Raw genomic sequence first — 11,725 nt, 5'->3', positions numbered from 1 at the left:
TGCCATGCCATTGTTTCAGAAGAGCTTTTTCACCGGATACAAAAAAGGCCACTCTTTCGAGTAGCCTTTTTTGATGTTTGGTTGCGGGAGCCGGATTTGAACCGACGACCTTCGGGTTATGAGCCCGACGAGCTACCAGACTGCTCCATCCCGCGTCTGTGGGCGGCATTCTACAGCCCAGCGGCGAGGTGTCAACCGTTAATAGGCTGATGGGTCAAATAAGTGGAAATTAGTCGGTCTGCGCCTAGCTTGTGCGGTAAGTGCACGGTGGGCAAGGCTTTTTCTGTCTTACAATTTTCGTACAGGGCTAAAACAAGCACGCACAAAAAAGGCCACTCTTTCGAGTAGCCTTTTTTGATGTTTGGTTGCGGGAGCCGGATTTGAACCGACGACCTTCGGGTTATGAGCCCGACGAGCTACCAGACTGCTCCATCCCGCGTCTGTGTGTCGGCATTCTACAGAGGAACGCAGGTGTGTCAACCTGTGAATTGAAGAAAAGCGCTTGTGGTTCAATCGGTTAGCTCTCCGAGGTGGGGATGAAACGGCCTCGGGGCCAGTCTGGCCGAGGGTTTCAGCTCTATCGGCGGGTGGATTTCGATTGAGAAAATAAATTCACCTTGGAAATTTCCTACCGCTCAAACGGCACATTCAAACTACTGGTGCTATATACAGGAGTGAGTGCGATACTGGCCGCCCGTTGAATTACACCCTCTGTTTATATGACGCAGCGCAAAATCATCCACGTCGACTGTGATTGCTTCTACGCCGCCATCGAGATGCGTGACGACCCGAGTCTGGCGCAAAAGCCCCTGGCGGTCGGCGGCTCGGCAGACAGGCGCGGGGTGATTGCCACCTGCAACTATGAGGCGCGGGCCTATGGCGTGCGGTCGGCCATGTCCTCGCGTCACGCCTTGAAGCTGTGCCCGGACCTGACCATCGTCAAGCCGCGCATGGATGCCTATAAAGAAGCCTCGAAGGAAATCCAGACGATCTTTCGCGACTACACCGACCTGATCGAGCCGTTGTCGCTGGACGAAGCCTATTTGGATGTGTCCGACAGTCCGCATTTTGGCGGCAGTGCCACGCGTATCGCCCAGGACATACGGCGGCGCGTCTCTAACCAGTTGCACATCACCGTGTCGGCCGGCGTGGCGCCGAACAAGTTTCTGGCCAAGATCGCCAGCGACTGGAAAAAGCCCAACGGCTTGTTTGTGATCACCCCGGATCAGGTCGAAGACTTTGTGTCGCAGTTGCCGGTGAAAAAGCTGCACGGTGTCGGCAAGGTCACCGCCGATAAGCTGGCGCGCCTGGGCATCGAAGACTGCCTGCAACTGCGCGAGTGGAACAAGCTGGCGCTGGTGCGTGAATTCGGCAGTTTTGGCGAGCGGCTTTGGGGCCTCGCCCGTGGGATTGATGAGCGTGTGGTGCAGAACGACAGCCGTCGACAATCCATCAGTGTGGAAAATACCTACGACGTGGACCTGCCGGATCTTTCAAGCTGCCTGGCGAAACTGCCTGAGCTGATGGAGACGCTGGCGGGGCGCATGGCGCGTATCGACAGCAGTTATCGCGCGGGCAAGCCGTTCGTTAAGGTGAAGTTTCATGACTTTACCCAGACAACACTGGAGCAGGCCGGGGCAGGGCGGGATCTGGAGAGTTATCAACAGCTGATGACCCAGGCGTTTAACCGGGGCGGGAAGCCGGTGCGGTTGTTGGGGATTGGCGTGCGGTTGCTGGACTTGAGCAATGGCAATGAACAGCTCGAGCTCTCCTGGTAGAAACCGGAAAAAATGTGGGAGCGGGCTTGCTCGCGAATGCGCAGTGTCAGTCGATACATTCATCACTGATACACCGCCTTCGCGAGCAAGCCCGCTCCCACATTTAGATCTATAGCGTTGTCAGGATCTCAGCGTGCGCCAGGATCTGCGACAAGCCGTCCCGCATCCTTGGTCAGTGCCTGCAGAAACTCCTGCTGCAACTCCGGATCATTGCGCGTCAATTCGATCAGGCTTTGTTCCAGCTCACTGGCCTCTTCCTCCAGGCCCAGCTCCGACAGGCGTTTGACCCGGTGAACCCATTGGCTCACTTCGTCATCTTCCAGGTCGTCGTAGATCAGGCCATGGGCTTCGAGCAACTTGCCGCGCAGGGTGTTGCTGACCGCCAGGGTCGAGTCGGAATGCACATCGTCCTGGCCATCTTCAACGCTGATCTTCAAGGTGCTGACGCGGTTCAGGTCCTGCTCGGCAAACGGGCTGTCCAACAGGTTAAGGCGCAGTACGCCGTCGCGGTCAGTGGTCAGCTCATGGGTCTGCTTGCCGGCGGTGACCTGCACCGGGCGTTCGCTCCAGGGCAGGCTCGAATACTCCGTGCGCTTGTCGCGCTGGACTTCATCGATACCGGCCAGGTTCTGTTGCGCACGGCCGTGGGATTGCACGTTCATGAACGGGTTGATGCCGTCCACGCCGTAGCTCAACCAGTCGCGCGTCATGCTGGTGGGCAGGTTGCCGAGGGCGAAGACATTCACCACGTTGGCGCCCGCACCCGCTACCAGTGCAACGGCACCCAAGGGCATCTCATAGAGTTTGCGCCAGGGTTGGTAGGGAGTGTAGCGATCGTAACGGCGGGTGACTTCGAACTCGGTGACCTCAAAGGTCTTCTGCTCGTGAATGCGAACCCGGCGTTGCGGCAGTTCCAGCACTTTGGGTTCGCCTACATCGATTTGCAGGCTGTGATCGAGCAACTTTCGCTCGACCCGCTCCTCGTGCTCACTGCGTTGCGACATTTGATTGGCGCAGCCGCTGACCAGCAGGGCGCCGCACAAGGCGGCGCCCCCCAGGGCTCTGGTGTTTCGCTTGAACATGACTTCTCTTGATCTGGTTTTCAGCGACGAATACGCGCCTGAAGGAAAGACAGCACGTCAGCCACCGGCAACGGTTGGGCTTCGGCTTCGGTCCGGCTCTTGTATTCCAGATTGCCATCGGCCAGGCCGCGGTCACTGACCACGATACGGTGCGGGATGCCAATCAGTTCCATGTCGGCGAACTTGATGCCAGGACTCGTTTTCTTGTCCCGGTCATCGAGCAGCACTTCAAAACCGGCAGCCGTCAGTTCGGCATACAGTTTGTCGGTGGCTTCGCGTACTTGCTCGTTGTCATAGCGCAGCGGTACCAGGGCAATTTGGAACGGTGCCAGGGCGTCGCTCCAGATGATGCCTTTCTCGTCGTTGTTCTGCTCGATGGCAGCCGCAACCACGCGCGATACGCCAATGCCGTAGCAGCCCATGTCCAGGGTGATCGGCTTGCCGTTTTCGCCCAGCACTTCGCACTTCATCGCCTTGCTGTACTTGTTGCCCAGCTGGAAGATGTGCCCGACTTCGATGCCGCGCTTGATTTCCAGGGTACCTTTGCCGTCCGGGCTTGGGTCACCGGCCACCACGTTACGCAGGTCGGCCACGGTCGGAACCGGCAGATCACGCTCCCAGTTCACGCCGAAGTAGTGCTTGTCGTCGATGTTGGCGCCGATACCGAAGTCGCTCATCAGCTCGACCGAACGGTCGATGATGATCGGCAGCGGCAGGTTCAGCGGGCCGAGCGAACCGGCACCGGCGCCAATGGCGTCGCGCAGTTCGGCATCGGTGGCCATGACCAGCGGGCTGGCCACGCCTGGCTGCTGGGCAGCCTTGATTTCGTTGAGTTCGTGGTCGCCACGGATCACCAGGGCGATCAGCTTGCCTTCTTCTTCGGCGCGCACGATCAGGGTCTTGATGGTTTTTTCAATCGGCAGATTGAATTTTTCCACCAGGGCCGCGATGGTCTTGGTCTCTGGCGTGTCCACCAGGCGCAGTTCTTCAGCCGGTGCGGCGCGGGACGTTTCCCGTGGCACGGCTTCGGCTTTTTCGATATTCGCCGCGTAGTCGGAGCCGTTGCTGAACACGATATCGTCTTCGCCGGACTCGGCCAGCACGTGGAACTCGTGGGAGCCGGCGCCGCCGATGGAGCCGTTGTCCGCTTCAACCGGGCGGAATTTCAGGCCCAGGCGCGTGAACACGTTGCAGTAGGCGGTGTGCATGCGGTCATAAGTGGCCTGCAAGGACGCCTGGTCTGCGTGGAACGAATACGCGTCCTTCATGATGAATTCGCGGCCGCGCATCAAGCCGAAGCGTGGGCGGATTTCGTCACGGAACTTGGTCTGGATCTGATACAGGTTCAGCGGCAACTGCTTATAGCTGCTCAGCTCGTTGCGCATCAGGTCGGTGATCACTTCTTCATGGGTCGGGCCAGCGCAAAAGTCGCGGCCATGACGGTCCTTGAAGCGCAGCAACTCAGGGCCGTACTCTTCCCAGCGCCCGGATTCCTGCCACAGCTCAGCCGGTTGGGTGCTCGGCATCAACACTTCCAGAGAGCCGGCGGCGTTCATTTCTTCGCGAACGATGGCTTCGACCTTGCGCATCACCTTCAAGCCCATGGGCAGCCAGGTGTACAGGCCGGAGGCCAGTTTGCGGATCATACCGGCGCGCAGCATCAGCTGATGGCTGATCACAACCGCGTCGGAAGGCGTTTCTTTCTGTGTGGCGAGCAAATATTGACTGGTACGCATGGTAGGCCGTTGTCGGTTGCTTGGACTTGAAATGACTTGGGATTGTACGGGCGGTTGTCGCTGGAGTACAGGCGTGAGGTCGTGGCGGTGTTTGTGTTGGAGTTGAGCGGGTGTGGGAGCTGGCTTGTTGTGGCGAGGGCGCTTGCTGTGGAGTCACTGGCTTTTTGGGGGCGCTTCGCACCCCAGCGCAAGCAAGCTTGCTCGCCACAACAAGCCAGCTCCTACATTGACCGAGGGGTGTCAGTCTTCTGTGGGAGGATTCAAGCGTGCCCGTCGGCTTTCCTGAAACCAGTGCAGCGCAATCAGAAACAGCGTCGGCACACCCAGCAGGCAGGTGATGATGAAGAAGTTGTGATAGCCGAACTTCTCCACCATCACGCCCGAGTAGCCACCAATCAGGCGCGGCAACAACAGCATGATCGAGCTGAGCAGCGCGTATTGGGTGGCAGAGAACTTGAGGTTGGTCAGGCTTGACAGGTAGGCGACAAACGCCGAAGTGGCCAGGCCCGAGCTGAAGTTATCCAGGGAGATGGTGAAGATCAGCATCTGCAGGTCGGGGCCCATGTCGGCGAGCATCACGAACAGCAGGTTGGTGGCCGCCGAGGCAATGCCGCCGATAAACAGGATCGGCAGGATGCCGAAGCGCACGATCAACAGGCCGCCCATGCCGGCGCCGAGCAGGGTCATGATCAGGCCGAAGATCTTGCTGACCCCGGCGATCTGGTCCTTGGTAAAGCCTTGGTCGATGTAGAACACGTTGGCCATCACGCCCATTACTGTGTCGGACATGCGATAAGTCGCAATCAGCCCGAGCAGCAGCAACGCCTGCCAGCGGTAACGCAGGATAAAGTCGTTGACCGGCGTGAGCACCGGCGCCAGGCCACGTCGGCCCATTGCCGAGAGGCACAGGGTGGTGAGGATGATGTACAGGATGGCGCGCAGGAACGCGCGGTCTTCCATCAACAGCTCCCACAGGCTCACGCCGTGGAACAGCACGCTGGCGAAATCGGTGTTGTACAGCTGGGTGAACATCGCCGGGACCGACACCAGCAGCACGATCAACACAAATACGGAGACAAGCTGATGCGCAAAGCTGTAGCGCCCAGCCTGCAATTGGGTGCGCAGTGGCACATCGGGTTCACGCATGAAGAAGGTGGTCAGCAGCGCCGGGATCATCAGCACGCCGAACAGCACGTAAGTGCCGGTCCAGGCCGAGTGCTTATAGTTGAAGCCGGTGGAGCCGAAACCTTCGGCAAAGAACAGCGCGCCGGCGGTGGCCAGCAGGGCGGCGATGCGGTAGCCGGACATGTAGCTGGCAGCCAGCGCAGCCTGGCGGCTGTCGTCGGCGATTTCCAGGCGATAGGCGTCTACTGCGATGTCTTGGGTGGCCGAGGCGAAGGCGACGATGACGGCAATGGCGATCAGCCAGGACAAGTGCTTTTGCGGGTCGCAAAAGCCCATGCCGATCAACCCGAGGATCACCAGCGTCTGGGCAAGTACCAGCCAGGAGCGACGTCGTCCCAGTTTACCGAGCAGCGGCAGGCGCCATTGGTCGAGCAGCGGTGACCAGACCCATTTGAATGCGTAGGCCAGGCCGATCAGGCTCGCATAACCGATGGTCTCGCGGGCCACACCGGCCTCGCGCAACCACACAGAAAGCGTCGAAAACACCAACATGTAAGGCAAGCCGGCGGCGAAGCCGAGCAACAACAGGACTAACGTCGAAGGGCTGGCATAGGCGGCGAGCGCGGCGCGCCAGGTTTTACGGGGCATGGGCTGGAGTCTGCCTCAGATTTGCGGAAACAAAGCGCGCACTCTAACCGCTGTGCTCTACCGGGCGCCAGCCATGACGCTGAATATCAACGCGATTATTCATGATACTGACGCCTTCACTGCGCAAACGCGCACGTTGTTCGTCGCCTGAAGCACTGCCCACCGGCAGACTTATCCGACCACCGGCAGCCAACACTCGGTGCCAGGGCAGGCGGGTGTCCGCGGGAAGCTGGCTCAATGTACGCCCGACCCAGCGAGCGGCGCGGCCCAGCCCGGCCAGGTGCGCCAACTCGCCGTAACTCACCACGCAGCCTTCGGGCACTTGCGCCAATGTAAGGTACAAGGCCGTGCGGCGCATTTCTGCGGGGCTTTGGGGGGCGTCTTCGGGTGAGTGGGGTGTGGGCATCGCCGTGTCTTTATAAAGAGGTGTTTTTGTAAGAAACGTCTGTAATCATTCCGTTGAGAATTGAACTCAATATAAATCCTTGAGTCAGTCCAAGCTATCTAACACGATAACGCCCCTTTTTCGCCAATTTCGAGCCTCGAATTCGCTTATGTTGTCCAGAACCCTGCTCTGTCTCGCTGTTTTCAGCGCCTCCACGCCCCTGCTCGCCGACACCGTCTGGTTGAAGAACGGTGACCGCCTGACCGGCAAGATCAAAGTCTTCGACGGTGGCAAATTGCTGATTCAGACCAGCTACGCAGGGGCCATCCCGGTGGACTGGAAACAGGTCAAGACCCTGGAAAGCGACCAGGAACTGCTGGTAAAGCAGGACGCTTACACCGGTGAAAAGGCCAAATCCCTGAAAGCGGCGGAGGATGGCAAGGTCACCCTGGCCAACGGCGAAGCGCCGAAAACCGTGGACTTGGCCAGCATCCAGCAGATCATCAAGCCCAAGCCTGTGATCGAAGACCTGGTGTGGAAGGGCAATGTCGACCTGGCGCTGGACTACAAACGCGCCGACAAAGACACCAACGACTATGACATCGACTTCAAGACCACCGCGCGTCACGGCCAATGGCGGCATACCGCCCAGGGCGAATACAACCGCGAGTTCCAGGATGACGTGACCACCACCGACAACTGGGCGCTGGAATATGACCTGGACCGCTTCATCACCGAGCACTGGTTCTGGCAGGGGCGCCTGACCTACAAGCGTGACAAGGTTGAAGACCTGTCCCGCCAGCGCACTGTCGGTACAGGCCCTGGCTACCAGTTCTGGGACGACGAACTGGGCGCGTTCTCCCTCGGTTCGCTGGTCAACCGCACCGATTACCAATATTCCGACGACCGCAAGACCAACTTCTATTCCCTGGCCATGAAGTGGAGCTACAACCGCTATCTGGTAGGCAAGACCGTGGAGTTCTTCACCAACGGTGAATTGGGCAAGCCGCTGGCCGGGCCGTCCGATTACTCCCTGGATGCGGAAATGGGCCTGCGCTACAAAGTTACCGAGTGGGCGTCGCTCAACCTCAAGGCCGAGCGCGACCTCATTAATGGCGAATCGCAAAGCAGCTTGAACAAGACCCGCTACACCGCAGGCTTCGGCGTGGCTTGGTAATATGGTCTGGTAAATCCTGCATCGGGCACTCTGGCAACCTGCGCGGATATTGATTACCTTGTGTTGAGATTCATTCCCATAGACGCCATAGGCTGTGGGCGGCTGAACACCCGAGGAGTCATACCGTGAGCACGCAGGTTGCCAAGAACGCCCGAGAGCTGTTGCTCAAGGAATACCGTGGAGCGCTCTCCACATTGTCCAAAGCCATGCCGGGTTTTCCCTTTGGCTCAGTGGTGCCGTACTGCCTCGACGCGCAGGGCCAGCCGATTATCCTGATCAGCCGTATCGCCCAGCACACCCATAACCTGCAGAAAGACCCCAAGTGCTCGCTGCTGGTGGGTGAACGCGAAGCCGATGACGTGCAAGCGGTAGGGCGCCTGACCTATCTGGCCGAAGCCGAAAAGCTTGAGGATGAGGCTGCGATTGAAGCCGCCGCCGAACGCTATTACCGCTACTTCCCGGACTCGGCCAACTACCACAAAGCCCACGATTTCGATTTTTGGGTGCTCAAGCCGGTACGTCACCGCTACATCGGCGGCTTTGGCGCGATTCACTGGGTCGACCAGCTCACCCTGGCGAACCCGTTTGCGGGCAAAGCCGAGCGCAGCATGATCGAGCACATGAACAGCGACCACACCAAGGCCATCGCCCACTACGTAGAGCTGACCGGCCTGCCGACCACCGAGCCTGCGCAATTGGCCGGTATCGACAGCGAAGGCATGCACATGCGTATCGGCCAGTCCTTGTATTGGCTGCCGTTTGCCGAGCCTTGCAACACGCCGACACAAGTGCGCGAAGCCCTGGTTTCATTGGCTCACGCCGAGGTCTGGCCGAAAAAAGAAGCCGTCAGCGCTTGAATTCACGAAACGGCGACGTCATCTAAGGTGGACTGGCAAGGCATTCTTGCGTTGAGGAACCATTTGATGCGCCCTTTTTTATTGCTCTTTCTGCTGTTCCCGGTGTTGGAGCTGTTCGTATTCGTTCAAGTCAGCAGTGCCATCGGGTTTTTCCCGGCGCTGCTGTTGATCATTCTCGGCTCGATGCTCGGCGTTCTGGTGCTGCGCGTCGCCGGCCTGGCCACGGCGCTGCGAGCGCGTGAAAGCCTGAACCGCGGCGAACTGCCTGCACAGACCATGCTTGAAGGTCTGATGATGGCCTTGGCCGGTGGCCTGTTGATCCTGCCGGGCTTTATCAGCGATGTGGTCGGCCTGGTCATGCTGCTGCCGTTCACCCGCAAGCTGCTGGCCGGCAAGATGCGCCAGCGTGCCGAAGAAGCGGCGATCCGCCAGCGTGCGTTTGCCGATGACCTGCAACCCCGTGGTGGCCCGGCCCCACGCCAGCCGTTGGGGCGTGAAGGCGATGTGATCGAAGGCGAGTTCGAACACCGCGACAGCAAATAAGCGCATGACCTGCACGGCGCCTTTGGGTGCCGTGCTGCTTTTGCCGCCCGGCATTCGTAAAAAATTTCCGTCGCGGCCTCTTGTAATAAGCTTATGCGCCCTTATGTAACGGTCACCGCAAGGTTTCTGGTGGCGACACCAGACAGACTTCCGCGTCTTGCTTGGCGAGGCGCGACCGGCACCGCCGGAATACAACTTGCCGGTATTGATACCGGCCGATGAAAAACACAATTAGGAGAGATCGACAATGAGCAAGCTTCGTCCTCTGCACGACCGCGTCGTAATCCGTCGCAGCGAAGAAGAAAAGAAAACCGCTGGCGGTATCGTTCTGCCAGGTTCGGCTGCTGAAAAAGCCAACCACGGTGTGATTCTCGCTGCAGGCCCGGGCAAGACGCTGGAAAACGGTCAAGTACGTGAGCTGGCCGTAAAAGTGGGTGACAAAGTTGTTTTCGGCCCTTACTCCGGCAGCAACACTGTGAAAGTCGACGGCGAAGACCTGCTGGTCATGGCTGAGAACGAGATTCTCGCCGTTCTGGAAGACTGATTCCCCGCTCATTTTCCCGTTACTACAAAGTATTTAAGGAATATCGATCATGGCTGCTAAAGAAGTTAAATTCGGCGATTCCGCCCGCAAGAAAATGCTCACCGGTATCAACATCCTGGCTGACGCAGTAAAAGCGACCCTGGGCCCTAAAGGCCGTAACGTGGTTATCGAGAAGAGCTTCGGCGCTCCGACTATCACCAAGGACGGCGTTTCGGTAGCCAAAGAAATCGAACTGGAAGACCGTTTCGAAAACATGGGCGCGCAGCTGGTCAAAGACGTTGCCTCCCGTGCCAACGATGACGCAGGCGATGGCACCACCACCGCTACCGTACTGGCTCAGGCCATCGTCAACGAAGGCTACAAGGCCGTCGCTGCCGGCATGAACCCGATGGACCTCAAGCGCGGCATCGACAAGGCGACCATCGCCATCGTTGCTGAGCTGAAAAAGCTGTCCAAGCCATGCGCCGACACCAAGGCTATCGCTCAGGTAGGCACCATCTCCGCCAACTCCGACAACTCCATCGGCGACATCATTGCCGAAGCCATGGAAAAAGTCGGTAAAGAAGGCGTGATCACCGTTGAAGAAGGCACTGGCCTGGAAAACGAACTGTCGGTTGTAGAAGGCATGCAGTTCGACCGTGGCTACCTGTCCCCGTACTTCGTCAACAAGCCTGAGACCATGGTTGCCGAGCTGGACAGCCCGCTGATCCTGCTGGTCGACAAAAAAATCTCGAACATCCGCGAAATGCTGCCAGTGCTGGAAGCCGTTGCCAAAGCCGGCCGCCCACTGCTGATCGTTTCCGAAGACGTTGAAGGCGAAGCCCTGGCGACTCTGGTTGTGAACAACATGCGTGGCATCGTTAAAGTCGCCGCCGTCAAGGCGCCAGGCTTCGGCGATCGTCGCAAGGCCATGCTGCAGGACATCGCTGTTCTGACTGGCGGTACCGTTATCTCCGAAGAGATCGGCCTGAGCCTGGAAAGCGCCACCCTGGAAAACCTGGGTAGTGCCAAGCGCGTGACCATCTCCAAAGAAAACACCATCATCGTTGACGGTGCTGGCGTCGAGCAGGACATCCAGGCTCGCATCACTCAGATCCGTGCCCAGGTTGCCGAAACCTCGTCCGACTACGACCGTGAAAAACTGCAAGAGCGTCTGGCCAAGCTGTCTGGCGGCGTTGCAGTGATCAAGGTTGGCGCCGGTTCCGAAGTTGAAATGAAAGAGAAGAAAGCCCGCGTTGAAGACGCCCTGCACGCGACCCGCGCAGCCGTTGAAGAAGGCGTGGTACCTGGCGGTGGCGTTGCGCTGATCCGCGCTCTGGAAGCCCTGGCTGACCTGACCGGCGACAACGCTGACCAGAACGTCGGTATCGCTGTTCTGCGTCGCGCCGTTGAAGCACCGCTGCGTCAGATCGCTGCCAACTCCGGCGACGAGCCAAGCGTTGTGGTCAACGAAGTCAAGAACGGCAAAGGTAACTACGGTTACAACGCTGCGACTGGCGAATACGGCGACATGATCGAAATGGGCATCCTGGATCCTACCAAGGTGACTCGTTCCGCGCTGCAAGCAGCAGCCTCGATCGGTAGCCTGATCCTGACTACCGAAGCTGCAATCGCCGACAAGCCAAAGGCTGAAGGCGCAGGCGGTGGCGGTATGCCAGACATGGGCGGCATGGGTGGCATGGGCGGCATGATGTAACCCAGCCTTACCCGGCTACTGAAAAGCCCCGCCTGCAGTGATGCAGGCGGGGCTTTTTTGTGCAGGATTAAAAAATGCATGAGATCCAATGTGGGAGCGGGCTTGCTCGCGAATGCGGTGTATCAGTCAGTGGATTTATTGACTGACACTGCGC

10 protein-coding genes and 2 tRNA genes are annotated in these 11,725 nt (G+C 58.9%); 6 read left to right on the top strand and 6 right to left on the bottom strand.

What is annotated here, in order from left to right; genetic code table 11:
- Nucleotides 1-78: 78 nt before the first annotated feature.
- Nucleotides 79-155 (bottom strand) — tRNA-Met (locus ACTD9P_RS19100).
- A gap of 207 nt (nucleotides 156-362) precedes the next feature.
- Nucleotides 363-439: transfer RNA gene (locus ACTD9P_RS19095), tRNA-Met, on the bottom strand.
- A 280-nt stretch (nucleotides 440-719) separates the two neighbouring features.
- Here ACTD9P_RS19095 and dinB point away from each other — a divergent pair.
- Nucleotides 720-1,778: a DNA polymerase IV gene (gene dinB, locus ACTD9P_RS19090; RefSeq protein WP_438868922.1), complete on the top strand. Its 1,059-nt coding sequence runs from the start codon at nucleotides 720-722 to the stop codon at nucleotides 1,776-1,778.
- 128 nt (nucleotides 1,779-1,906) lie between these two features.
- Here dinB and ACTD9P_RS19085 read toward each other — a convergent pair whose 3' ends face one another.
- The 4 genes from ACTD9P_RS19085 to ACTD9P_RS19070 form a co-directional block, all read right to left on the bottom strand.
- Complete coding sequence (locus ACTD9P_RS19085; protein WP_200432819.1) at nucleotides 1,907-2,860, bottom strand: hypothetical protein; 954 nt, start codon at nucleotides 2,858-2,860, stop codon at nucleotides 1,907-1,909.
- Between the two features lie 20 nt (nucleotides 2,861-2,880).
- A complete protein-coding gene (locus ACTD9P_RS19080) occupies nucleotides 2,881-4,596 on the bottom strand; it encodes a proline--tRNA ligase (RefSeq protein WP_017139743.1) in 1,716 nt (571 codons plus the stop codon).
- A gap of 240 nt (nucleotides 4,597-4,836) precedes the next feature.
- Nucleotides 4,837-6,369 carry an AmpG family muropeptide MFS transporter gene (locus tag ACTD9P_RS19075; protein WP_200432818.1) on the bottom strand — a complete coding sequence of 511 codons (1,533 nt, stop codon included), beginning with the start codon at nucleotides 6,367-6,369 and terminating at the stop codon, nucleotides 4,837-4,839.
- Nucleotides 6,370-6,412: 43 nt separating this feature from the next.
- A complete protein-coding gene (locus ACTD9P_RS19070; protein WP_438868921.1) occupies nucleotides 6,413-6,775 on the bottom strand; it encodes an MGMT family protein in 363 nt (120 codons plus the stop codon).
- 148 nt (nucleotides 6,776-6,923) lie between these two features.
- Between ACTD9P_RS19070 and ACTD9P_RS19065 the strand changes: the two genes are divergently transcribed.
- From ACTD9P_RS19065 to groL, 5 genes are all read left to right on the top strand, one after another.
- Nucleotides 6,924-7,931, top strand: a complete 1,008-nt coding sequence (locus tag ACTD9P_RS19065; RefSeq protein ID WP_438868920.1) for a DUF481 domain-containing protein — start codon at nucleotides 6,924-6,926, stop codon at nucleotides 7,929-7,931.
- A 125-nt stretch (nucleotides 7,932-8,056) separates the two neighbouring features.
- Nucleotides 8,057-8,788 (top strand): HugZ family pyridoxamine 5'-phosphate oxidase, encoded by a 732-nt coding sequence (locus ACTD9P_RS19060; RefSeq protein WP_438868919.1) that lies wholly within the window; start codon nucleotides 8,057-8,059, stop codon nucleotides 8,786-8,788.
- 66 nt (nucleotides 8,789-8,854) lie between these two features.
- Nucleotides 8,855-9,331, top strand: a complete 477-nt coding sequence (locus ACTD9P_RS19055; RefSeq protein ID WP_016975517.1) for an FxsA family protein — start codon at nucleotides 8,855-8,857, stop codon at nucleotides 9,329-9,331.
- Nucleotides 9,332-9,578: 247 nt separating this feature from the next.
- Complete coding sequence (locus tag ACTD9P_RS19050) at nucleotides 9,579-9,875, top strand: co-chaperone GroES (protein ID WP_017139748.1); 297 nt, start codon at nucleotides 9,579-9,581, stop codon at nucleotides 9,873-9,875.
- Nucleotides 9,876-9,924: 49 nt separating this feature from the next.
- Complete coding sequence (gene groL, locus ACTD9P_RS19045; protein WP_056858678.1) at nucleotides 9,925-11,571, top strand: chaperonin GroEL; 1,647 nt, start codon at nucleotides 9,925-9,927, stop codon at nucleotides 11,569-11,571.
- Nucleotides 11,572-11,725: the final 154 nt, after the last annotated feature.

It is taken from the genome of Pseudomonas onubensis, from assembly GCF_965653655.1.
Classification (GTDB): Bacteria; Pseudomonadota; Gammaproteobacteria; order Pseudomonadales; family Pseudomonadaceae; genus Aquipseudomonas.
This window is presented reverse-complemented; position numbering and strand designations above follow the sequence as displayed.

What these genes read in the sequence shown, in the direction of transcription:
- ACTD9P_RS19050 (WP_017139748.1), top strand. Translation starts at nt 9,579, where the DNA reads ATGAGCAAGCTTCGTCCTCTGCACGACCGCGTCGTAATCCGTCGCAGC.
- ACTD9P_RS19075 (WP_200432818.1), bottom strand. Translation starts at nt 6,369, where the DNA reads ATGCCCCGTAAAACCTGGCGCGCCGCGCTCGCCGCCTATGCCAGCCCT.
- ACTD9P_RS19085 (WP_200432819.1), bottom strand. Translation starts at nt 2,860, where the DNA reads ATGTTCAAGCGAAACACCAGAGCCCTGGGGGGCGCCGCCTTGTGCGGC.
- ACTD9P_RS19055 (WP_016975517.1), top strand. Translation starts at nt 8,855, where the DNA reads ATGCGCCCTTTTTTATTGCTCTTTCTGCTGTTCCCGGTGTTGGAGCTG.
- ACTD9P_RS19080 (WP_017139743.1), bottom strand. Translation starts at nt 4,596, where the DNA reads ATGCGTACCAGTCAATATTTGCTCGCCACACAGAAAGAAACGCCTTCC.
- groL (WP_056858678.1), top strand. Translation starts at nt 9,925, where the DNA reads ATGGCTGCTAAAGAAGTTAAATTCGGCGATTCCGCCCGCAAGAAAATG.
- ACTD9P_RS19065 (WP_438868920.1), top strand. Translation starts at nt 6,924, where the DNA reads ATGTTGTCCAGAACCCTGCTCTGTCTCGCTGTTTTCAGCGCCTCCACG.
- dinB (WP_438868922.1), top strand. Translation starts at nt 720, where the DNA reads ATGACGCAGCGCAAAATCATCCACGTCGACTGTGATTGCTTCTACGCC.
- ACTD9P_RS19070 (WP_438868921.1), bottom strand. Translation starts at nt 6,775, where the DNA reads ATGCCCACACCCCACTCACCCGAAGACGCCCCCCAAAGCCCCGCAGAA.